Origin of the sequence: Occallatibacter sp. (assembly GCF_049802275.1) — a bacterium.
GTDB lineage: Bacteria > Acidobacteriota > Terriglobia > Terriglobales > Acidobacteriaceae > Telmatobacter.
On record NZ_JBARMD010000320.1, the window covers coordinates 1 to 22,658 of the forward strand.

The window sequence follows — 22,658 nt, forward strand, 5'->3', positions numbered from 1 at the left end:
CTGCTGAGCAACGATCGGATATCTTCGTCGAACGATATCTTCACGCTCCTGTAATTTGTTGCCCACGATATCGCTTACGGACGCGAGGCGAGTTTGCCATTCACCAACAAAACCACACACAAGGAGATTGACGTGCTTGAATTGAAGACTCGAAATCGGCTGAACTCGAATTGGATGCCCTGCTTTTTGGTCGCAGGACTGTGCTTGATGCCTCTTCTCGCCCGAGCTGATGAACCAAGCGAGAGAGTGACCCGAGCCGCCCAGGTATTTAAGGATCTCTCAAATGCCGAAAGTGGACTTCCGATCAACGTGCTGAACAAGGCAGACTGCGTCGTCATTCTGCCCTCGGTCAAGAAGGCGGGGTTTATCGTCGGGGCCCAATATGGCAAAGGTGTGATGGTCTGTCGGAGCGGCGCGAATTTTAACGGTCACTGGGGCGCACCCATCATGATGCAGTCCAGCGGTGGAAGCTTTGGCTTGCAGGCTGGCGGGCAGGCGACCGACTTTGTGATTTTGGTGATGAATGATGACGGTGCACGCTCGGTGATGAAGGGAAGAGCCAAATTAGGTGCAGAAACCAGTATCGCGGCCGGTCCTGTGGGACGGAATGCCGAAGCCTCAACGACCGCCACCATGCAGGCCCAGATGCTTTCCTACTCCCGCGCACAAGGCGTCTTCGCCGGTGTTTCTCTTTCCGGGACATCGTTGGGGCCCGATGACGGCGACAACGAGAAACTCTATGGGAAGAAAATCTCTGCGCAGGAGATTTTTGCAGGAAGCGTACACGCACCCCCGTCCGCTGCGAGCCTGATTTCAGATCTGCAGAGAACGTCCCCAAAGAACCTCGCCAAAGGGAAATAGCTCTCGAACAGTTGGTGGCGAGCCCATCCACCCCTTTCGATCCAATGCGACCTGAAGGACCTGCCCTTCGATTGAGCGCAGGTCCGGCAGGCTATAATTGCGCATTACTTTCCTCGATAGGCAGTGCATCCTAAAGGTCATCGTTCACCGGCCTTCAAAGTCGCTCGAGCACTGAGGGTTGGTCTCCAGAATGAATGGCGAAGAGCTCATCCTGATTACTGGCGCGACCGGTTTTCTCGGGGTGCAGGTGGTGCACAAGCTGCTGGATCGCTACCCGGCCGCCACGCTTGCACTCCTTATCCGGGACAGGGCCGATCAATCAAGTCAGCAGCGCGCCGACTCGATCGTTCCACCTTCCCAGCGATCGCGGGTTCAAGTCTATTCCGGAGATGTCAGTCTTCCGAATTGCGGGCTCGATGCCGCCACCTATGACCGTCTTTCTGCTGAAACCACGCGGGTGATTCACTCCGCCGCGACGGTACGATTCGATCACTCGCTTGACGAGGCACGCCGCATTAACGTCGAAGGGACGCGACGGGTACTGGACTTCGCCGCCACGGCGCGTCAGCTCCGGAGCTTTGCCTATGTCGGAACGGCGTACGTAGCGGGTGAGAGGACTGGGCTTATTCGCGAAAGCGAACTGGCGGTGGGACAAAGCTATCGCAACACCTATGAACAGACCAAAGCAGAGGCTGAGACATTGGTGCAGTCTCGCCTGGGTTCGATACCCGGCGTAGTCCTGCGCCCAAGCATCATCGTGGGGGATTCCCGCACGGGCGTGACCTCAAGTTTCAAAATGATGTATTGGCCCCTGAAGATCTATGCGCGACGTCTCTGGCGCACTGTGCCGGGTTTTCCCGATGCCGTGCTCGATATCGTGCCCGTCGATTTTGTCGCCAGCGCGGTCGTGCGCCTCGCCCTCGATGAATCCGCGTTCGGAAGGACCGTTCATTTGTGTGCCGGACCCCACGGAAGCGCTACCATCCAGCAGATCGCCACCCGTGCCGCGGAGTTCTTTGATGCACCTGAGGCGAGGTACGTCGATCCCAAATTATTCTTCGCCGCCATCAGGCCCTTGTTGTTTTTGTCTTTATGGGGGCGCAAACGCCGCGTACTCCGCGATGGGCGCGCCTATCGAGATTACTTCACCATGCGGATGCAGTTTGACACCAGTAATGCCGAGCACTTACTGGCGCCCGCCGGGCTGTGCCCGCCTCCGGTGCTGGACTACCTCGACCGCTTGTTCCATTATTGTGTGGAAAGCGACTGGGGCCGCAAGCAGGTTTCTATTCAATGAATGTTTTCCGCCGCATTCAACTCTCTCGAGACCAAAACGTCACAGTCGCCAATCTGGTTGACGAATTACTGCAACGGAGGGGGAATTGCGAAGTTTCAGTTGGAAACGACGGAAGCTTTCACCTGAAGGATCTGCATGCCAGAGTCTGCGCAATCGATGCCTTTCTTCGCCGTTCGATTGAACTTCGCCCGGGCCAACCTGTCGCGATTTACCGTACAAACAACCGGGAATGCTTTCATTGGTTTCTCGCCATCATCCGCGCCGGCGGTATCGCAGTTCCGCTGAACCCGCTTTTGTCGCTCGCGGAGGTGCGCCGCATTCTGGATGAGAGTGGAACCGACATTCTCGTTACCGACAAAGCGGTCTTCGATCGCAACATCGTAAATCGGGATGCGCTGAAAGTGAAGACCTGGATACAGGCAGACGATGAAGCGGAGACGCTTGATGGTTTCGTCCGGGCCGGCGAGACGGGGAAGGTATTCGCGCCGACCGCGATCGATCCTTCTAACACCGTAGCTGTCTTTCATACGTCCGGCACCAGTGGATTTCCGAAAGGTGCGGCGCTTTCCAGCAACGCACTTCTGGGGGCGCGCTCATCAACTGTGCTCGCTGGACTCTTTCTGGGACCTCGGGACCTTGCGCTCATCGCGCTGCCCTGGTCGCACATCATGGCTGTGAGCATCGTTCTTTACGGCCTAATGGTGGGCGTTCGAGGCTGCTTCCTGGATCACTTTGACGTGGATAGCGCAGTGGAACTCGTTGAGCGGTTCGGCATCACGGCGTTTGTTGGCGTGCCTGCGATGTTTGCCCGCCTGGTGAATAGCGAGCCACAGGCTGCACGACTGAAGAGCGTGCGCGTCTGGCTATCGGCCAGCGATCATTTACCCTCAGAGATTCGGCTGCGCCTGCGGCAGTTCGGAGCACTGTTCCGGTTGCCTGGCGGAAGGCGCGTACCGCCGGTTCTGCTGACTGGATACGGCATGGTCGAACTTGGAGGTCTCGCCATGATGGGCATCGAGTTGTCTCTCTTGCCCGGAAGCGGAGATCTGTATTTTCCTGTTCCTCCTTTCCACATTCGCATCGTTGACGAAAACGGGATGCCGACACGCGTGGGCATTGCAGGCGAGTGCCAGATTCGGCGTAGGGGTCTTGACCCGCACTATTGGAGGGACGCAGGCGATAACCACGGTTTGATATCCAACGACGGCTGGTTGCGGACGGGTGACCTGGCGATAAGAAATCGGCTTGGCATGATCCGGCTCGTCGGGCGTATGAAAGATGTGATCAAGTCGGGCGGATACTCGGTGTATGTTCGCGAATTGGAAGAGGCGATGCTCACACATCCCGGGGTAGCCCGCGCTGTAGGATTCGGACTGCCCCATAAGGAGAAGGGCGAGATTCCGGTTGCAGTGGTCGAATTGCAGCCAGGAGCGAAGACTGGGGAACCCGAGTTGCTTGAGTGGTGCCGGCGAAATCTCGCGGCATACAAAGCACCGCGCCATATTTGGATTATCGAGCCAGGCGACTTACCGCAGAATCAAAATGGCAAGGTGCTCAGGCAGGCGCTTCGGGAGCGGTTTTTACACGAGGTTAAATGACCACCTGCGTTGCCCTTGTCGATGCTCAGCCCAGCGCAACAACTTCCTGCGAAGAAGCGGCCGTAATCATCTGCTGGATAGAGTCGATCAGCAATTGAGGTTCGTCAAGGTGAATCCAATGCGCGCTGGCGGAGGCGATGACCTGATGGACGTTGTCGCCGATTCGCTTGAGGCAATCTTCCGAGAGCGGCGATGATTTTCCGGGCGTGAGCAACAGGACCGGGATTCCCTCGATCGGCGCCGCATTCTGCATCTCTCGCACAGTCTCCGGCACGGCTTCGACATGGCTTCGCATGCCAGCGTAGTAGGAGGGGCGCGACCAGTGCGCGGCCACGATAGGCCAAACTTCGGGCGGCATCTTGCTTACCTCGCCCCTGACGCGCCCCAAAACGTGCTTTCCGCCATCGCCTGCTGCACAGGCGAGCCGTTCCGCGAGCAGCCCCGACCGGCAAAATAGGGAAGTGACCGCAAGTCGAGCGAGTCCCAACCGGGCAATCGGAATTGCGTATCCAGACAGTCTTTTGCCACGGTCAATCTCCGCTTGCTTTTGCGGATTCAGCGGCGGCCATTCTTCGCAGCGCATCGGATCGACAAGGATGATGCTGGAGACTTCCTGGGGGTACAAGATCGCAAACTTCCGCATCACCAGCCCGCCAAAGGAGTGCCCTACCAGCACGTAAGGCGGCTTGATACCGGCTTCATTAAGCAATTCGTGCAATTCGACCACGATATTGGTCGGCGTCCGCGCGGTCCGGCATGGGCTGCTCCAGCCTAGTCCACCTCGATCGTAAGAGGCGGTGCTGGCGAACAACGAAACCTTCTCCTGGATGTGGAACCAGTTGAGATTGGTGGCGGCAATCCCCGATTCAAACAGCACGGTTGCTTCGCCGGATCCTTTCTCGAGCAGGTAGAGCCGCTGTCCATTGCCGATCTCGAGAAACCTGCCGGCACTCGTGAAGCGCTTTCGGTCGTACCGTGAACCGAACCATTGATAAAGAAACCCAGCCGCGACCAGGGCTCCTGCCAATCCGGTGATCGAGAGAAAGTAATACATACGCCATCCTAGAAGTGCGTAATTTGTGCGGAACTGAAATCCTTAACGTCAAGGTGCGCCTTTGCACTGCCGCGATCGATAATGAGGAGGGTTGATCCAGAGTGGCCACGTATCTTCGCTTCCACCTGGTTTGCATACCAGGTGCCTTGCCTCTGGTGCAGACCAAAGTATGTGAACTCCTTCACCATACCGGTTTCTTTCATCGTCTTTTCCACGTGCACCGGAAAGCCGCTCGCAGTATCGAGACAGCTTTTTACTTCGGTGTAGTGCGTTTTTTCGGACTCGCCCGGCTTGCTTACAATCAATTCGCAATTGTGCGCGCCGAACTTCGTGCTCCCTTGCGCCACCTGCGATGACCAGAAATAAGGAGCATCCAGGAAGTCCTCGTAGCTGAATCCCGGGCCAAGCGGACCGTCGCTCCATTTTTCAAAAGGCAAGACGGCGGTTCTCGCGTCTCCCGGATGGGCAATCTGAATCGTGCTTTCGCCTCCCGGCCGCATTTCAAGCAACACATGAATGCGTGCGTCGGCTGGAGACCCAACTTCGAACAGCACGCGGAGCATACCGGGAAACCAATGCGCCTTGATGTCGACCCCATAGCTGGTGCGTGTCCCCTTTTCGTCGACGCGCACCAGGTGTCCGACCATGCGATAGTCAGCGGACTCTACTTGCTTTCTTGCCAATGCCAGAGGTGCGGGAACATCCGAGGCCAATGCAATGATCGGCACCAGCATCGTCGCGGCCAGCGTGAGAGCCCTCAAGGTCATGCTTCGACCTTTCCATCGCGTATGCGGATCTGCCGGGCGGCCGCGTGCGCAATTTCGTTTTCGTGGGTCACGACGATCAGCGTCATCCCGCGCTGCTTCTGGATGCCTGTAAGAATCTCCATGATTCGCGCCGAATTCACGCTGTCGAGATTTCCAGTTGGCTCATCGGCCAGCAATATTTCCGGTTCATTGGCGAGAGCACGGGCAATCGCCACACGCTGCCGCTCTCCGGCTGAGAGCTGGTTGGGATAATGCTCCGACCGATGTGCGAGGCCCATTTCCTTTAGCAACGCATGAGCACGGTGTGCGCGGTTAAATCCTCGTTGATTCGATCCGAGCATCGGCAGTTGCACGTTCTCGATACTGCGCAGCGTAGGCATCAGGTGAAATGCCTGAAAGATGAATCCAACGTGCTGAGACCTGTAAGTATCAAGGTCGATCTCAGCGCCGAGTTTGGAGTTTTTGAAGAGAACTTCGCCGCCAGTCGGAGTGTCCAGTCCGCCAAGCAGGTGGAGTAGCGTTGACTTGCCACTGCCGCTCGGTCCGGTGATGGCCAGGTACTCTCCGACGGCGATCGAGAGATCTATGCCGCGCAAAGCCTCGACGCGTCCTTCGTCATAATTCATGCGCAGATTGCGCACTTCGAGGCTGGGATTAGTCATGTCGCAGTGCCTCCACAGGAGAAAGGCGTGCGCCTCGCCACGCTGGAACCGCGCCCGCGATCAAGCCTGCTAAAACCGCAATGCCGAGTGCCTCAGCCAAGAGTGGCAGCGAAAAAGACGTCGAGACAACACTTGCGGTCTGCGGCAGAAGAGCCAGCAATCGCAGGGCACACCAACCGAAGGCGATTCCAAGAATTCCACCTCCGAGGCCGAGCACAACTGCTTCTAGCTGGATGAGCATCAGGACTTTCTTCTTCTTCCACCCCAGCGCGCGCAAGACTCCGATTTCGCGAGTTCGCTCAAACACCGACATGGCCATGGTGTTGGCAATCCCCAGAATCCCGATCAGTACGGCTATGGAAGAGGTGCCCCAGGCAGAAGCGCGTGCCAGCCGCACGAATTGATTGTTGCTGGCACGTTCCGCCGCAGGAACAGCGCGTGATCCGGGAAGAAGAGCTTCAATCTGAGCTTGTGCGTGTTTCAGATATTGATCAGGCGGTTCTCCCGCTGGTACGGGGCGCAAGCGCACGTGAATGGTGGAAACCCTGCCCTGTAGACTGCTGAGCTGCTGCAACTGATCGAGCGGCATGATGACCGCGCCGGCCTCAAGCGCGGACCCGCCATGGTAGATCGCGGTCACTGTGAACGGAGAACCTTGAATCTCCAGCGTGTCGCCTGGCTTCTTGTTCAAGTTTTCCGCCAACAGGTCGCCCAGCATCACTTCGCGGTGACCATCTTGAAATGGCTTTCCCGAAAGCAATTGCAGGGACCGGAATTCGTAGGACCCCGCTTTCCATCCGTAAACCAGCGCGTTGACATCAGGCGTCAGATCCATGACGTTGTAAATCATGGGCGCGACCTGCTCAACTTCGGGGAGCGCCTTCAACTTCTGTCCCGCCGATTCATCCAACGAAGTGTTCAAAAAGGTCTGCTGGATCACTGCGATGTCGGTGCCGCTGCTTGAGTAGATCTGTAGCCAGGCGCGCTCAAATGCGTTTGAAAAGCCAACCAGGCCCACAAAGGCTCCAATTGCCATCCCAATGCCGAAGAGAGTCAGCAGAGTTCTCAGGCGCCGACGCAACAGGTTCTTCCATACGAAGCCCGTTAGCGTCAATTGAGAAGCCATGAATCTGCTGAGGATCCTCGCAGTTTTAGATTTGATGGACGGGCTCCGCCAGTTTATCCAGCACTGACTGGCGTGTCCATCAAACATTTCGGATTTCGTAGGAATTCCGATACCTGCGGATTGCCGAGATGACAGGAAGATGACGGAGGGATGAGTTTTTCGTCGTTCGGGAAGCACGCGAACCGACAAGTCTATACCGGCAGCTTCAGTCTGCAACGTACTGGGGCAATTGAAGGAAGGCCTGAAGTCTCTTGAATTAACTAAATATCGCGCTAGAGCGAAGGTGCAGGCGGCCATTTGCCCCGTGGAAAACCGATAAAGCGGATCGAGGGCCGGGGAGTACAATCGTTGCATGATGTACTCCGCACCGAATCCTGACCTTGTGACCGAGCTCCGATATGCCCTGGGAGTGATGGAGGAATACTCACACCTTGGCCTGGACAGCGAAGCCGCCAGCAAGCTGCGCAATATTCTCCTTCGTCGAATCAGCGAGGCTGAAGCTGCGCTCTCTGGCCGGCCTGCCGCTCCCGTTCGTTTCCCCGGCGCAGAAGCGAAGATCTCAGCTTAGAGCGGAGAGGGTTCGCGGCTTAGTCACTTGTCGCGGAACTTTGGGAACGGACAAGCCCGTGGGGCCACCACGGCATGCATCCGCTTTCCTCTTTAACTATCGCCTGCGGATTTCCGAAAGCCCTCAAGTGGCTGCCGGCAAAACAAAAATCCAGGATTCTCGCCGTTTGGCGAGCAGATCAATCGTCATCTCCGATCGGCATGCCCGGAGGAGCTTCGATGGGCTTCGCGGGAACGAACTTGTTTGGGTCGCTCTCGAATCTCTGAATTCGATCGATCAGCGCGGCGCGATGGATTGCCTCGGCCGAATCCTGCGGTGCCGGAGTCGAGGTCCACTGCTTGAGAAGATCGCGAATATGCCATTGCGCGATGGCGCGCGCCTGGCTTGAAGCGGCCGGATTGAGGGCCAGTGCCAGCATCGCTTCTACCGCGCGAAACTCTACCGCGCGCTCCACCTCCGAAGACATGCTGTGTCCCGCTTCCGGCCGCTCGGCAACGGTGGACGAAATCGACTCGAGCATGCCTCGCAGCGACGGCGAAGCCGGAACGCGCATGTGGTACTCAACGATTCGGCTTGCGCGGGCAGGGTCGAGCAGGACGGTGAGAGTCAGGTCCGCGGCCGATTCGGCGGCAGCGATCGGGTCGAAGGTCAGTCCGGTATGCGAGGGGAACGACTCGCGCGTACGTGGATAGCCAGGAGGAACAGGCGGCAACAGCCGAAGAATCGATTCCGGTAGCGTCAACGTTTCGGGCGTCAGCGTTTTTAGAACAGCGTCAATCGCCTTCTTTTGCTGCGCAGGATCGAGCACCGTGGGATTTGCGAGACCGTCTCCGCGCAGGTTGTAGCGATAGTCGAGCCCGCTGATCTCCTTGATCGCAGCTTCTGTCTGATAGCGGTGAAACAGGTACAACGGGACGAGCGTTTGTTCCAACTGCGACATTGGTGTTCCCGGCCTGATCGCGTTTTCTCCGAAACTCTTTAGTGCCGCTGCGCGCACGGCAAGAACACGATCCAATTCTGCTGCGGGATCGCTGCCGTTATCCCACAAATGCGCCCGCGGATGCGCTGAACCGAACGGTCGCGCGTCTTCGTCGGTGATGAAAAGCTGGCCGGCGTGGTCGGAGTCACTCAGAATCTTGTCGAGCGCAGACTTCTGCTCGTCGGCTGTCGTGTGCGAGCCGAACTCGCGATAGCCATAGTTGATGGCTACCTTGTCCCAATCGCCGATGCCGGTTGCGTATGCGTGCGACACATCCACATGGCCATTGCTGTCCAGCGTGATGTATGGATGTGGGTAGTCCATCACGCTGTCGCCCTGGGTTACCGTGGATGCCGCAAAGTTGTGTGCGAGCCCGAGGGTATGCCCGGTTTCGTGTGCCGCCAATTGCCGAATGCGCGCCAGCACCATCTGCAGCATCGGATTGTCAGCGGATTTCCCAGCGGCGCCTGAAGCCGAGCCTCCATAGGGCGACAGCAGCGCTTCCGCAATCAGGTAGTCCTGGCGGGCGCGCAACGAGCCCAGCGTCACATTGCCCTTGATAATCTCGCCTGTGCGTGGATCTGCGATGGCTGCGCCGTAACTCCAGCCGCGGGTATAGCGATGCACCCACTGAATGATGTTGTAGCGAGCATCCATCGGGTCTGCGCCCTCTGGAAGCAGGTCCACACGAAAGGTTCCCTTCGCCCACCCCGCTGCGTGAAACGCCTGGTCCCACCAGCGCGCACCTTCAATAAGCGCCGTACGAACTGGTTCAGGAGCGCCACGATCCACGTAGTACTGGATTGGAGCAACGGGCTTGCAGTCATCCACACAATTGGGATCCTGCTTGATCAGGCGATGGCGAATGATGAAAAGCTGATCGAGCGGCTCGCCTAGCGGAACTGTGTAATCGCGATAACCGGTTGGAAAATATCCGGCACGCGGATTAAATCGACGCGGCACAAAGCCGGGCGGCGGCAATTCGAGAAACGATGTTCGCTCGCGAATCGTCATCGCGTGCGGGTCTGGCGTAACGTCGGCGACAAACTCTCCCTTCGGAGGAGCATCCGTCGTGAATGTGAGTTCAGCCTCGACTTCAGTGTTCTTTGGGAAGGTCTTCGTATCGTCCAGTGCAATCGCAGACCGGGACGCATCAACGTGATAGGCGCCTTGCTTCAGATTCGTCAGCCTGTCGGCGACACCATGCCCATCATGCAAAAAGAAATCCGTAGCGTCGACCAGTACGGCGCCATCTGCTGACTCGGCGGCAACCGTGAATCCCCACAGCACCGACTGCGCAAATGACTGGGTAACCGCCAACTGTTCATCCGCATCGTTGCTCGACGAACGAAACGCGAGATTTGGCTGAACCAGCAGCACCTTCGGTCCGCTGCGTTCAAAGCGAACAATGCGACCTTCCGTCACTTGTCCACGATCAAGCCCTAGATCATTCGAGCCCGTGCCGAACGGCAACGAAGTGGCGTAGATGAATTGGGAACTTCTACCATCCGTCCCCAGAGGGCCAATCTCGAGATAGAGCTTCCCCGTCTTCGCATCCCAATCAAGTGGGATCAGGCCAGCGAGGTGTTTCATCCCGGCTGTCTTCTCGTGAATGGTTTGTGGAGCCGGCGGCTCACTGGCCGCCGCTGCGGGCTTCGCACCTTGCGCAAACGTAAGAAGGGGAGAGAGAAGCAGGACGAGGAAGGGAATTTTGAGCATGTCTCCTTCTATCACGGGTCGGCGTGGCGCCGGTGAGATTTCAGACCAAATGAAAAAGAACAGCTACGGCCATAGTTGAGGAAGCCCCGATGATCGCGGGCGGAGTCATTCAGAAAGAACCGTTGAATTCGCCTAGCGCATATCTGCGAGATTCACCGGGTCCATATCCGCGTAATCCTGATTCTCACCGCCCATACCCCAGCAGAACTTGTAAGCCTGGGTCCCTACGCCGGCGTGAATTGACCACCCGGGTGAAACAACAATTTCGCGATCGGCAATGACGATGTGCCGCGTCTCTTGCGGCGGACCCATTAAATGAAACACACGCGCGCTCTCGGCGACATCGAAGTAAAAGTAAACCTCAGAACGGCGCATATGCGTATGAGCAGGCATCGTATTCCAGGTGCTGCCCTCGTGCAGATGAGTTACCCCCATCACGAGCTGGCAGCTCTTTGCGCCAGCCGCATGAATATATTTGTAAATCGTTCTGCGATTGCATTGGGCCGCGCTTCCCACGTCTGTCGGCTGTGCGCACTCTTTTTTGACAACCGCTACGGGGTAGGCCGCGTGAGCTGGATAGCTGAGCAGGTAGAAAACGGCCGGTGTGTCCTTTGACCTCGATTCGAAGCGAATCTCGGGATTGTTGCGCCCTATGTAGATCAAGTCGAGGTTCTGGAGCGGATAGGAAGAGTTCCCGACATGAACCATGCCCTCGCCACCGATATTCAGCGCCCCAAGCTCACGCCGTTCCGTGAAGAATGCAGCCCTCAGCTCGGGGCTGCTTTCCAAGGCAATTGGCCGATCCGATGGAGTGGCGATCCCAATCACCGCCCTGTCCAGGTCAACGTAGGTGAGGTGAATCTCTCCGGGGCGCGAAAGGCCGCCAATGAGAAATGACTCACGGAGCTCTTGAGTCGTCATGCGTGGATAGCGAACGGGGTCCGAGATCAAAAGTGTCTTCATGGGATTGCACGACTCAAGCGAGGAATCCGCATAGTTCCGGAAACTCGCACTTCCGGTCTATCACAGGGTGCATTGAGCTCCATCAGAATAGTTTATGCTTCGTTCCGGCCAGCGGGATTGAAAGAGGTTCGCAGTTTCTGGTGCCGGCTGCTGCATAGCGTCCATGATCGCCGGGTATCTATCTGTGGGATAGAAACAGGCTCATTTCGATGAAATGAGGAAAGCCGGATTGCACGAACGAGGTGCGAAGCTCGTGATGAGCACTTACACTGGAGAGCAACCATGCTCATTTCACCAGCACCGTCCCCACGCCTGGCCGTGGTTTCGCTCGCCGCGGCAGTACTGTTTGCTCAGATTGCCGGTCCTTCTGCCGCCGGGCAGCAGGCTGGAGCTTCGGGTACGCGCGGTTCAGTGATTGCTGTACCCGAAGTCCGGGCATCGCGTGCGTACCAGGCTGCAGTGCAGCAGGGGCCGCTTGCGGTGCAGGCATTTCTGGCAGATTTTCCCAAAGGGGCCGATCTGCATTTTCATCTCGGAGCCGGTGTATATGCTGAGACGCTGATCCGCGTGGCCGCTGAAGACAAGGTATGCATCGACCCAGCGAAGCTGGATTTTGCGCGCAACGAATCTGGAAAGGCTCTCAAAGAGCCCTGCTCGCCGCTGCTTGTCCCGGCGAGCGAATTGAACGGAAGCAGTCTGACACCGGCGCAACAGAATTTGTACGATCGTCTCGTCGATGCATTTTCGATGCGGAACTTTGTGCCGACACCGAGCTATAGCGGGCACGATCAATTCTTTTCAACCTTTGATCGGTTTGGCGGACTCGATAAAAGCCACACGGGCCAGTGGATCGACGAAATCACGAGGCGTTCGGATGCTGAGAACAACCAATACCTTGAGCTAATGGAAACTCCGACATTTGGGCATGCGGCGCGGATTGCGCACGAGGTGGGATTCAATCCGGACCTCGCGCAGATGCGACAGACGCTACTCGATCATGGTTTGAAGGATGAGGTTGCTGAGGATCGCGAGCAGATTAAGGCCGCGATCAAGTCGCGCAATCAGATTCAGCACTGCGGAACACCGCAGGCTGCGCGCGCATGCCGAGTGCAGGTGCGGTTCATCTATCAGGTGCTGCGGGCTTTCTCTCCCGAGCAGGTGTTTGCGCAGACGTTGCTGGGATTTGAGACGGTGCAGCAGGCCATTGAGCAAGGTTCGGATGATTGGGTGGGCATCAACTTCGTGCAGCCTGAAGATTACATGGTGGCGATGCGCGACTACGCGCTGCACATGAAGATGGTGGAGTATCTGCACAGCCTCTATCCAAAGGTGCATATCAGCCTGCATGCAGGCGAACTGGCGCCGGGTATGGTGCCGCCCGAGGGTTTGAAGTTTCATATTCGCCAGGCGGTGGAGATCGGGCATGCGGAGCGCATCGGGCACGGTGTGGATGTGATGTACGAAGACGATGCACCGGGGCTGCTGAAGGAGATGGCGAAGAAGCATGTCATGGTCGAGATCAATTTGAGCTCGAATGAGGGCATTCTCGGCATCACGGGCGACCATCATCCGTTCCAGTACTATCGCGCAGCGCATGTGCCGGTAGCGCTCTCAACGGATGACCAGGGTGTGAGCCGCATTGATCTGACACATGAGTACGTGCGTGCCGCGAACGACTATCACCTGAGTTACCTGGATCTGAAGCAGTTGGCGCGCACGGGAATGGAACATGATTTTCTGCCGGGAGACGGCTTGTGGGCTATGCCTGATGTCTTCAGCGCGCCCGTAGCGGCCTGCAAGGGGCAGGCTCTCGGTGGACCAAATCCGTCTGCTTCATGCAGGAGCTTTCTGAATGCGAATGAGAAAGCGGCTGCGCAGTGGGAGCTGGAGCGGCGGTTTCGGGAATTCGAAGCGAAGTTCTGACGATCCTTCCTCACCGCCGGGGCAGCTTGGATTCGGCTACGACCCGCTAATCTGTATCTGGAGCCGCCAAACCGATGCCTTCCATTGCTTATCTTGAGTGCTCGCGCTGCGGTGCGCACACCTCTGCCGAAACGCCACAGACCGTTTGCCAGCAGTGCCCGACTCAGCCAGCCGGATCGCTTTTTGTTCGTTATGACTTAAAACACCTCAAAGGAACAGCGGCGCGCGATGTGATTGCGAAGGATGCTGCGGGACCGTGGGCGGGCATGTGGCGCTATCGGTCGGTGCTTCCTGAAGCTGAACCGGTCACGCTCGGCGAGGGATGGACGCCGATGCTGAAGAGTACGCGGCATACCGGAGCCTTCGTGAAGGAAGAAGGCGCCAATCCTACAGGTACGTTCAAGGCGCGCGGGCTGGCGATGGCCGTGACGATGGCTAAGCACTACGGTCTGCACAAGCTCGCAGTGCCATCGGCTGGTAATGCGGCGGGGGCGCTGGCAGCTTATGCCGCGGCGGCGGGAATTGAGGCGCATATCTTTATGCCGCTCGATGTGCCGTTTGCCAACTATGTTGAGGCCGTGGCTTATGGCGCGCATGTGGAACTCGTGGATGGATTGATCTCAGACTGCGCGCGCATCGTTCAGGAGCGGAAGCAACAGGAGGGTTGGTTCGATGTCTCTACGCTGAAGGAGCCTTTTCGTGTCGAGGGCAAGAAGACGATGGGCTACGAGTTAGTGGAGCAACTTGGCTGGGAATATCCCGACGCAGTCTTCTATCCAACCGGCGGAGGCGTCGGGCTGATCGGGATGTGGAAGGCGTTCGAGGAGATGGAGGAACTGGGTTGGGTGCGACCGGGCAAGCGGCCGAAGATGATTGCGGTGCAGTCGTCGGGCTGCGCGCCGGTGGTGCGCGCTTACAACGAGGGCGCAAAAGTGAGTACGATGTGGCAGGATGCGGCGACGTTCGCATCTGGATTGCGGGTGCCGAAGCCTTACGGCGATTCGATCATTCTGGACATTGTGCACGCGTCGGATGGGCTGGCCATGGCGGTGAATGATGAGGAGATTCTCGGGTCGATATTGGACTGGGCGCGGAATGAGGGCATCTTTCTCTCGCCGGAAGGTGCGAGCGTGACAGCGGCCTACGACAAGCTGCTTGCGAAGGGATATTTGAAGACGAGCGATCGGGTCGTCCTGTTCAATACGGGAGCAGGGCTGAAGTATACGGATGTGACCGCCGAGGCGATGAAGCTGAAGCGTCCGAAGGCGCAATAGGCAAGATGGCGACTTCCACTTCAACACACACGCAGAGCGAGGACCGCATCGCGCGGGTAGTTGCGATTGCCGGCGTGCTGTTGGTTACCGCGGGCGCGGCCGCTTCACTCGCACATCTACCTGGCTTGGGCGAGACGCTTCGCTGGGTCGGGATTGCTTGTTTCATCGTCTTCGCGGTTCGCAAACCATCGTTGATGACCTGGACGTTTCTCGCGATGGTTGCGGGAATCGAGTTCGGGATCGATGCCCCGCATATGGCTGCGCAGGTGCGATTGCCCGGCGACTTGTTCCTGCGATTGATCCGCATGATCGTTGCGCCGCTGTTGTTTGCCACGATCACAACAGGCATCGCGGGCCACAACGAGCTCCGCTCGGTAGGTCGCGTTGCGATCAAGGCTTTGATCCTGTTTGAAGTCGTGACAACGCTGGGCCTGATCATCGGCGTTGTCGCGATGAATATATCCGGTGCGGGCTGGGGCATCGCGATTCCAGCCGTGCTGGAGGGAGCCGCGCCTGCAGCGGCGCAGGCTCCGCAGACGTGGCAGCAGATCATCCTCAACCTTTTTCCGAACAACATCGCCGAGGCCGTGGCGCAGAATCAGATTCTGCAGGTTGCGATCTTCTCCATTCTGTTCGGCTCGGCGTTGGCCATGTTGCCCGATCAGAAGCGGGCACCGCTGGTTTCAGTGCTGCAGTCACTCGCTGACGTGATGTTCCAGATGACGCGCTTCATCATGTACCTCGCGCCGCTCGCTGCTGGAGCGGCCATTGCGTATACCGTCGGGAACACAGGCCTGGCGACGCTTCTTCCGTTGGCAAAGCTCGTCGTGACGTATTACATAGCGCTGACAGCGTTCGCCCTGCTTGTTATGGTTCCTGTGATGGCAGCGTTTCGGGTTCCGCTGGCCAGATTCATCAGGGCAGTGGGCGAGCCCGCGGCGATTGGATTTGCAACGACGACTTCGGAGGCTGCTCTTCCTTTGGCAATGGAGCGCATGGAAGAGTTTGGCGTGCCTCGCTGGATCGTTTCCTTTGTTATCCCAACGGGCTATAGCTTCAACATGACAGGCGGCAGCGTCTATCTCTCGATGGCAGCGGTTTTCGTTGCCCAGGCGGCGGGCATTCATCTCACGTTTGGACGGGAACTCGCGGTGGTCCTGGTGTTGATGGCGGCGAGCAAGGGGATCGCCGGAGTGCCGCGTGCGTCATTAGTGGTGCTGCTTGCAACCGCGAGCGCAGTGCATTTGCCGACCGCGCCGATTCTGCTGATTCTTGGTGTTGACACGCTGATGGACATGGGCCGGACCATGATGAACGTGGTCGGCAATTGCATGGCGGCCGCGGTGATCGGCAGGACGGAAGGCGCGCTTCCTAGTTCCTCACCTGCGAATGTGTTGAAGGTTTAACAAAAGAAACCGATGTGACAAAGGACGACGGGTGGCAGCCCTGGTCTGCAAGGTATGCGCAGAAATCCGCGGGCAGGCGAACGAGGTGCGTTGTCGTTCCAGCAATCAGCACAATTGTGGTCTGATCCTCTGCTCCGACGATTTCATAGCCTATCGTGATCCCATGTGCGCGGGGCGCTTCCTGTTGAGAGGATTGAGGCGCATGGACGATCGCCACGAAGATCATGCCGAGGATGATTCCGAGAAGCAGAGCGTTGAAGCAGGTTATAAGACGGCGCATGTTTCCTCCAATGCGGGCGCCCTCGTCCGCCAGTGTTGAACGGTATCCAATGGTGCGAATAATCGGACATCATCCGCGCGAAGCAGTACAACGAGATGGCTATGCGGCTGCGACGCGAAGGCGATAGGCCTCCCGGGCCAACTTGCCCAGATCGAAAGCGAGTTGCAGGACAACAATCGTGCAGATCACTGCAAAGCCGAGGTGGATTGCATTATTAAGCTGTTCGAGGTTGTGGCCATAACGCAACTGATCGACGGCGGGATTTTTGAGTGAAACGTAGATGTGTCCCGGAGCCGTGAGCAGCAAGATGATCGGGATCAGGCCGAAGGCCTGGTTGATCATCCGCTGGATCCGGTTCGTATACTCCCAATTGCCACTCGCAAGGTCGAAGCACTTCCACAAAATCTGCGCAATATTCAGGATGACAACCCATACGTAGACGGTCCACCAGACGGGCGCAAGCAGGAAGGGCGATCCGTGCAGATACAACGCACCGGGTCCCATCAGCAGAAACGGGTAGTGCGGGATCAGAAGCAGCCATGCCAGAAACAGGCAGCCAAAGACAATCTCCGCGACCGCCTGCGTAAAGGAGCGGCGTTTTCCTCTCCCCGCTTCATCTTTATCGAGCGGCGGCAACGAGCTCGGCTGCCATTTGTCAGTGAGGCCGTCGATGGTTGGGCACTTCTCAGGATAACGAGTTGAGAAAAACTCGATCATCGCGAAAACGAGCGTGACCCAGCCCGCAACCTGGATGAGGACGCCGGGGATGCGGAACAGCGATGCGAAGACTTCGTCCGCGCCGGGTGTTGTTAGCGGAATAACAACTGCAGTCACGATCACGGTGATGATGAAGGCCCACAACAGCGCTACGCGCATGACGTACACGTACATCGGGAAGAATGTGGGACCGATCAGGTATTGCTGCGGCTGGTAACGCGAGGCGACCTTCAAAGGCGAGCCCATCTTTCGGAGCAAGTCTTCCATCTCGCCCTGGGTTAACGGACGGCCGAGTTCGGATTCCTTGTCTTCGATCTGCGACTCCATGTTGGCGCGCAGTTCGGCGATGATGTCGTCCTGGCGACGTGTCGGCAGGTACTTTTTGACGGCTTGGAGATAACGGTCGAGGAGTTCCATGGCTGTTTCCTTACTTGCTGCTCTGGGATTCAGGGTTTTCGAAGATTCGATTAATTGAAGCGTTGATGGCCTGCCATTCGTCCAGCAACTGGGCAAGAATCTGTTCGCCATCGGGCGAGAGGCGGTAGAAGCGCTTGTTACGCTTATCTTCTTCGCGCCATTGGCTTACCAGAAGGCCCTGCGTCTCGAGGCGGCGGAGAAGCGGGTATAGCGTGCTTTCGTCGATTTCGAGACCCCTTTCAGCCAGATCCTTGCGGAGCGTGTAGCCGTAATGCTCCTGACGAAGCTGGGCCAGGACTGCAAGGGTCAAGCTGCCGCGGCGGAGCTCGAGGCGAAGACTTTCGAATTGGTTCTCAGCTACGGTCATGCTGTGCCTCGTACACTGTACTTCATATACTGTATGACAACTAGTGTATGACGTCAAGTAGTTTTAGAAAGATTTTTTGCACGGATGAACCGGGCTAGAATCTTCGGCATGGATAACGAGCGTATCCGGGCGATCTGCGTGGCGCTACCGCACGTGGTGGAGACGGTGAACTGGGGCCATCACCTGGTTTACTGGGCGGGCGACCGGGATGTCGGCGGCAAGATGTTTGCCATGACAGACCTGGACGGCACCGGAACCGGGGTGCTGTGGTTTCACTGCGGGGCCGAGCGGTTCCATGAACTGCTGGAGATCGAGGGGATTATCGCCTCGCCTTACCTTGCCAAGGCGTACTGGGTAACGCTGGAACGGTGGGACGCGTTGCGGCCGCGGGAGATTGAAGAAGAACTTCGAAAAGGACACGCGCTGATTTTCGAAAAACTGCCGAAGCGGACGAGGGATCTGCTGGCGCTGCCGGTGGAGGAACGGAAGCAGGCCATCGCCGAGCGGAAGAAGGGGCTGAAAGCCAGAGCCAAGGCGACCGAACCCAAAAGCTCCTTTCGTGGAAAAAAGGCGTGAGGGAACGATGATCGGCGTCTGAATATTTTTGTGCAATTCCACTCGTGACGAAATGGCCCGTCATGATGGGTACAGACGTCGGTGGAACCGGAAGTCGCGAATCCGCGTATGTCTGGGTGTTGATTCAGATTGAGGTAGATGTCATGGCGAAGTTTCTCTTGTGGTGCATTCTGCTGGTGATCTGCTGGCCGCTGGCCTTGCTGGCCGTGATTGCCTATCCATTCGTATGGCTTCTTCTGTTGCCGTTCCGCATTGTCGGGATCGCCGTGGGCGGTGTTCTGGAACTGGTGAGCGCCATCATCTTTCTGCCCGTGCGGATGGTGCGGGCTATCTGAAGGCCGGTTTTTTCACAACACATTGCGATGTTTTCCGACGTCTCGCGATGGCCGGGTTACCTATGTACAGGCGAAGGAAATGAGTAGTAATACCCGGGGGGAGGGGTGCTCTCGGGTCCGCCCTCAGCGGCGATTCGCCGATGTCGCATGCAGGCAGCGTCATTTTCTGCAGCGATTTGCATAGATCTTCATTCTGCTCCCAGGCGCTGAAATTATCGGCAAGGCTTCAAGAATATTTAATTGCTTTCTGATCCTGGATTTACGGTGCATTCGTGATCCCCCGCCTCTTGACAGCCTGGGCTTGCGAAACGGGCGCCCAGGTTTTTCAGAACCTAGAAGGTCGCGGCGCCGTTTACCTCCGAGAGACCTCCGTAACCTGCGGACAGCCCACTGATTGTCCAAAATACGCGTCCAAAAGGAAGATTCAGGCTTGTTGTTGAGTCCTCGTCTTATTTGATCCAAGCGCATTCATTGGAGGCCATCATGCGAAAAATATGGTTGCAGGGGTTTCTGTCGTTTGCGGGGCTGGCCGCAATCGGCGGTGTCGGAACGGCACAGGCCCAGACGGACATGGCGCTTAGCGTGTATGGAGCGTTTCATGGAACGACTAACGGGAACGGAACCATCCAGAGCCCCTCGAACTCGGCGGGCGGGATGATTGAGCTTCGGCATATTCGGAATCCGCTGATTGGATATGAGGCAACCTACTCCTACAACCGGGCCAACCAGGTGTACTCATCGAGTTTCGCCAGCGGGACCTGCGTTGTCGGCGCTACTCCGCCGTGCCCGTCGCCGGCAGCGGTATCGGCGAATGCGCACGAGATCAGCGCGGACTGGGTGGCTTCGATTCACATCGCGAATCTGAGGCCGTTTGCCCTCACGGGCGTGGGACTGCTGTTCAATCAGCCGACGGGCGGGCAGATCAATACGACCAGCGATACCAAGGCAGTGTTTCTATATGGCGCGGGCCTGGACTGGGGAGTTTTTCCGCACATCGGCCTTCGCTTTCAGTATCGCGGGAACCTGTACAAGGCACCCGATTTGACTGCGCTCTACACGTCCACTAACGCCTTCACGCATACGTCAGAGCCAATGATCGGGGCGTATTTCCGGTTCTAGACCAGATTCGGAATACGCGTAGGGTCTTGAGCAGATTGAGGCTTGGCTTTTTGCTGGTGAAAAGCCACTCAACGCGTGCCTGTTGTCTACCGAAACTGCGGCCGATGGACCATTCGTTTAACGGCTGCGGATGAGCACGGCGGTCGCGTCATCGGTGTGAGTCGATCCGGTTTCGTATCTTTTTACTTCGGCGATGAGACTGTCGACGCAGGCTCCGGGGTCATGGAAGTGCTCGATCAGGCGAGCGGGACCGAACTCTTCGTCGGTGCTGTCCATGGCTTCGGTGATGCCGTCGGTATAGAACAGCAGTCGCGTGCCGGGATCGAGTGTGAGGGTGCTCTCGGGGTAGCTGGACGCACCGAGCCCGAGCGGGAGACCGGTGTCGAGGTCGAGAAATGCGCAGTGATGATTGATCACCAGGGGACGCAGATGCCCTGCGCTGGCGACGGTGATCTGGCGCGTTCCAGCGTCGAGCACACCATAGACCATGGTCACGAATTTGCCCATCGGGAAATCATCGGTGAGGGTGCGATTGAGATGCTCGAGAGTCTGCGCCGGAGAAGTGTAGAGAGGTGCGATCGAACGCAGGAGAGCCCGCGTGGCAGACATGAGGAGCGCGGCGGGCATGCCTTTGCCGGAGACATCGGCCAGGGCGATGCCGTAGCGCTGACTGCCGAGATCGATGAAGTCGAACCAGTCGCCAGCTACCGCTCCGGCAGGGTGCCAGGCGGTTTCAAACGCGAAGCCGGGTACGAGCGGCTGGGGCTTGAGAAAGAGTGATTGCTGCATGGCGCGCGCCTCGGCGGACTCCTTCTGCAGCCGCTCGCGCTCAAAGCGTTCGTTGCGAAAGAGGCGGGCGTTTTCGACTGCAATGGCGATGTGACCGGCGAGCGCCTGGAGCACCTGGCGCTGATCGTCGGAGAAGGCGTCGATCTCGCAGTGTTCGACGCAGAGGGCCCCAATCACCTCGCCCGCGGCTTTCAAGGGGATGCTGACGGACGAGCGCGTATTGGGCTCGCAGGCAATGTAATAGGGATCCTTGGAGACATCCGGTGCGTAGCGCATTTTGCCGGTGGCGGCCACATGGCCGACCATGCCTTGCCTGCCAATCTTGAGTCGTGCGCCTTGTTTGTTTTTCGTGCAGCCGCGAACGCCAGAGAGAACCAGGTCATCGGATTTTCCGTCACGAAGCCAGACGTCGACTTCGACGTTGCCGATGGATGCGGCAATGTCGTTGACGACGCGGTCGAGCAGGGCATCCAGCTCAAGGGTAGAGGCGATGAGATAGGTGGCGCGCTGTAACTTCATCAGGGTGTGGGTGAAGTCGCAGGAGGAGTGAATGCGAGGTGGAAAAGCGTCGCGGGCCTGAGCCGTTGCTGGGTGTGTGGCCATGGGGAAGCGTCCTTTGGACCCAGAAAGCGGGTTGTCGATTGGATGGACGACGGTGCGGTGCGATGCAGTTTTTTAAGGACTTGCCAAGGCGGAGGGCACACAGCCGGGCGGCCATTTCAATCCCGGGCGAGCTCGGGATCCAAGGCTGGAATTCGAGTCAAGGATCGTTTATGCACAACGAGGATGTCATTGATTTCTGGGGCTATTTCCGGTTGTTTTCCGGTGGAATGCCATCCGATTTCGTCGAGTTTTTGTACTTCCACCTTGATGAGTTTTGGCCCGCGGAATAACATACGAATCCTCAGTAGGACTGCGTGGATCGCAGTTCTCAAGGAATCGCCTCGATGAAAATCTACTGGCTATATAGTGTTCCGAGCTGGCTCTCTTGCACTCTAACCGTGGCCGCGTTTGTCGCCTTTGGTTTGGCCGGCCTTTACCTTACTCGCGGCTGGGTACGGCGCCTCGACAGCAAGGAGCACCACGCCTACAACCACATTGTCGGTTTCTACATGGCGGGCACCACTGTCTTGTACGCAGTTTGTGCGGGCCTGCTGGCCATTGGAGCCTGGGCTACCTATTCCGACGTGCAGGGAAAGGTCGACCATGAGGCGACCGCCCTTGGCGCTCTTTACCGCGACATCGGTGCGTACCCCGAACCCGCGCGCAGCATCCTGGAGCAAGACCTGCGTACGTATACACGCCAGGTTATCGACGTGGGGTGGCCGATGCAGCGGCGCGGAATCGTTCCCAATAATGCGAGCTCTGTGTTGAACGACTTTCAGCAACACTTTATGTCCTACGAGCCGCAGGACGAGCGACAGAAGATCCTGGCCGCAGAAGCCTATAAAGCCTTCAATGACTTGACGGAAAGCCGAAGAGCGCGGCTCAACAGTGTGACCGGCGAAATGCCCGGGCCTCTGTGGACCCTGGTAATCGCCGGAGCCGGGATTTGCATCGCGGTTACATGGTTCCTTCACCCGGAAAGTTTCACCATGCACTTCTGGATGACGATATTGTTTGCAGGCTTGCTGGCTCTGCTGATTTTTTTAATCGCAGTTCTGGATAATCCTTATAGAGGTAAGACCAGCGTTTCTCCTGAACCCCTAGAGCGCGTCTATGAACAAATCATGGTGCCACCAAATGATGCTCAACCTGAAGGTCATTCAGAGCACTAATATTGCGTAGTACAAACTCAAAAGTAGAACCGGCCTTATGAATCGCCGGACGCCAATGCCGGTGCGTGCGTTTCTGTTTCAGG

21 protein-coding genes are annotated in these 22,658 nt (G+C 57.6%); 11 read left to right on the forward strand and 10 right to left on the reverse strand.

The window, feature by feature from the left end; genetic code table 11:
* Nucleotides 1-246 precede the first annotated feature (246 nt).
* From WA354_RS11085 to WA354_RS11095, 3 genes are all read left to right on the forward strand, one after another.
* A complete protein-coding gene (locus tag WA354_RS11085; RefSeq protein WP_472813074.1) occupies nucleotides 247-861 on the forward strand; it encodes a lipid-binding SYLF domain-containing protein in 615 nt (204 codons plus the stop codon).
* Nucleotides 862-1,051: 190 nt separating this feature from the next.
* Entirely contained in the window at nucleotides 1,052-2,158 is a 1,107-nt protein-coding gene (locus WA354_RS11090; protein ID WP_472813075.1) for an SDR family oxidoreductase, read from the forward strand.
* Complete coding sequence (locus WA354_RS11095) at nucleotides 2,155-3,756, forward strand: class I adenylate-forming enzyme family protein (RefSeq protein WP_472813076.1); 1,602 nt, start codon at nucleotides 2,155-2,157, stop codon at nucleotides 3,754-3,756. Before WA354_RS11090 ends, WA354_RS11095 begins: the two co-directional genes overlap by 4 nt.
* A 25-nt stretch (nucleotides 3,757-3,781) precedes the next feature.
* Here WA354_RS11095 and WA354_RS11100 read toward each other — a convergent pair whose 3' ends face one another.
* The 4 genes from WA354_RS11100 to WA354_RS11115 are packed head-to-tail and all read right to left on the reverse strand — an operon-like array spanning nucleotide 3,782 to nucleotide 7,365.
* Entirely contained in the window at nucleotides 3,782-4,810 is a 1,029-nt protein-coding gene (locus tag WA354_RS11100) for an alpha/beta fold hydrolase (RefSeq protein WP_472813077.1), read from the reverse strand.
* Between the two features lie 8 nt (nucleotides 4,811-4,818).
* A complete protein-coding gene (locus WA354_RS11105) occupies nucleotides 4,819-5,577 on the reverse strand; it encodes an outer membrane lipoprotein-sorting protein (protein WP_472813078.1) in 759 nt (252 codons plus the stop codon).
* On the reverse strand, nucleotides 5,574-6,239 hold the full coding sequence (locus WA354_RS11110) for an ABC transporter ATP-binding protein (protein WP_472813079.1): 666 nt from the start codon (nucleotides 6,237-6,239) through the stop codon (nucleotides 5,574-5,576). Before WA354_RS11110 ends, WA354_RS11105 begins: the two co-directional genes overlap by 4 nt.
* Nucleotides 6,232-7,365 (reverse strand): ABC transporter permease, encoded by a 1,134-nt coding sequence (locus tag WA354_RS11115; protein ID WP_472813080.1) that lies wholly within the window; start codon nucleotides 7,363-7,365, stop codon nucleotides 6,232-6,234. The genes WA354_RS11110 and WA354_RS11115 overlap by 8 nt, the downstream gene beginning before the upstream one ends.
* Nucleotides 7,366-7,717: 352 nt before the next feature.
* On the opposite strand from WA354_RS11115, the gene WA354_RS11120 reads away from it, so the two are divergent.
* Complete coding sequence (locus tag WA354_RS11120) at nucleotides 7,718-7,933, forward strand: hypothetical protein (RefSeq protein ID WP_472813081.1); 216 nt, start codon at nucleotides 7,718-7,720, stop codon at nucleotides 7,931-7,933.
* Nucleotides 7,934-8,111: 178 nt separating this feature from the next.
* Here WA354_RS11120 and WA354_RS11125 read toward each other — a convergent pair whose 3' ends face one another.
* Together WA354_RS11125 and kduI are read right to left on the reverse strand one after the other, a co-directional pair.
* Nucleotides 8,112-10,631, reverse strand: a complete 2,520-nt coding sequence (locus WA354_RS11125) for a zinc-dependent metalloprotease (protein WP_472813082.1) — start codon at nucleotides 10,629-10,631, stop codon at nucleotides 8,112-8,114.
* 132 nt (nucleotides 10,632-10,763) lie between these two features.
* The gene (gene kduI / locus WA354_RS11130; protein ID WP_472813083.1) at nucleotides 10,764-11,594 is read right to left on the reverse strand and encodes a 5-dehydro-4-deoxy-D-glucuronate isomerase; all 831 of its coding nucleotides are present in this window, start codon (nucleotides 11,592-11,594) and stop codon (nucleotides 10,764-10,766) included.
* A 282-nt stretch (nucleotides 11,595-11,876) separates the two neighbouring features.
* Here kduI and WA354_RS11135 point away from each other — a divergent pair, with 282 nt between their 5' ends.
* From WA354_RS11135 to WA354_RS11145, 3 genes are all read left to right on the forward strand, one after another.
* On the forward strand, nucleotides 11,877-13,517 hold the full coding sequence (locus tag WA354_RS11135) for an adenosine deaminase family protein (RefSeq protein ID WP_472813084.1): 1,641 nt from the start codon (nucleotides 11,877-11,879) through the stop codon (nucleotides 13,515-13,517).
* A gap of 74 nt (nucleotides 13,518-13,591) precedes the next feature.
* Complete coding sequence (locus WA354_RS11140; protein WP_472813085.1) at nucleotides 13,592-14,791, forward strand: threonine synthase; 1,200 nt, start codon at nucleotides 13,592-13,594, stop codon at nucleotides 14,789-14,791.
* Between the two features lie 5 nt (nucleotides 14,792-14,796).
* Nucleotides 14,797-16,197: a dicarboxylate/amino acid:cation symporter gene (locus tag WA354_RS11145; protein WP_472813086.1), complete on the forward strand. Its 1,401-nt coding sequence runs from the start codon at nucleotides 14,797-14,799 to the stop codon at nucleotides 16,195-16,197.
* On the opposite strand, the gene WA354_RS11150 is transcribed toward WA354_RS11145, so the two are convergent.
* The 3 genes from WA354_RS11150 to WA354_RS11160 form a co-directional block, all read right to left on the reverse strand.
* Complete coding sequence (locus tag WA354_RS11150; RefSeq protein WP_472813087.1) at nucleotides 16,163-16,477, reverse strand: hypothetical protein; 315 nt, start codon at nucleotides 16,475-16,477, stop codon at nucleotides 16,163-16,165. The two genes, WA354_RS11145 and WA354_RS11150, sit on opposite strands and share 35 nt — an antisense overlap.
* 99 nt (nucleotides 16,478-16,576) lie before the next feature.
* Nucleotides 16,577-17,611, reverse strand: a complete 1,035-nt coding sequence (locus tag WA354_RS11155; protein ID WP_472813088.1) for an HAAS signaling domain-containing protein — start codon at nucleotides 17,609-17,611, stop codon at nucleotides 16,577-16,579.
* 10 nt (nucleotides 17,612-17,621) lie between these two features.
* Nucleotides 17,622-17,978: a PadR family transcriptional regulator gene (locus WA354_RS11160; protein WP_472813089.1), complete on the reverse strand. Its 357-nt coding sequence runs from the start codon at nucleotides 17,976-17,978 to the stop codon at nucleotides 17,622-17,624.
* A gap of 108 nt (nucleotides 17,979-18,086) precedes the next feature.
* Here WA354_RS11160 and WA354_RS11165 point away from each other — a divergent pair, with 108 nt between their 5' ends.
* From WA354_RS11165 to WA354_RS11175, 3 genes are all read left to right on the forward strand, one after another.
* Nucleotides 18,087-18,554 carry an MmcQ/YjbR family DNA-binding protein gene (locus tag WA354_RS11165; protein ID WP_472813090.1) on the forward strand — a complete coding sequence of 156 codons (468 nt, stop codon included), beginning with the start codon at nucleotides 18,087-18,089 and terminating at the stop codon, nucleotides 18,552-18,554.
* Nucleotides 18,555-18,598: 44 nt separating this feature from the next.
* A complete protein-coding gene (locus WA354_RS11170; RefSeq protein ID WP_472813091.1) occupies nucleotides 18,599-18,889 on the forward strand; it encodes a hypothetical protein in 291 nt (96 codons plus the stop codon).
* A 483-nt stretch (nucleotides 18,890-19,372) separates the two neighbouring features.
* A complete protein-coding gene (locus WA354_RS11175; protein WP_472813092.1) occupies nucleotides 19,373-20,008 on the forward strand; it encodes a hypothetical protein in 636 nt (211 codons plus the stop codon).
* 117 nt (nucleotides 20,009-20,125) lie between these two features.
* On the opposite strand, the gene WA354_RS11180 is transcribed toward WA354_RS11175, so the two are convergent.
* Nucleotides 20,126-21,400, reverse strand: a complete 1,275-nt coding sequence (locus WA354_RS11180) for a SpoIIE family protein phosphatase (RefSeq protein ID WP_472813093.1) — start codon at nucleotides 21,398-21,400, stop codon at nucleotides 20,126-20,128.
* Between the two features lie 344 nt (nucleotides 21,401-21,744).
* On the opposite strand from WA354_RS11180, the gene WA354_RS11185 reads away from it, so the two are divergent.
* Nucleotides 21,745-22,575 (forward strand): bestrophin-like domain, encoded by an 831-nt coding sequence (locus WA354_RS11185; RefSeq protein ID WP_472813094.1) that lies wholly within the window; start codon nucleotides 21,745-21,747, stop codon nucleotides 22,573-22,575.
* Nucleotides 22,576-22,658 lie beyond the last annotated feature (83 nt).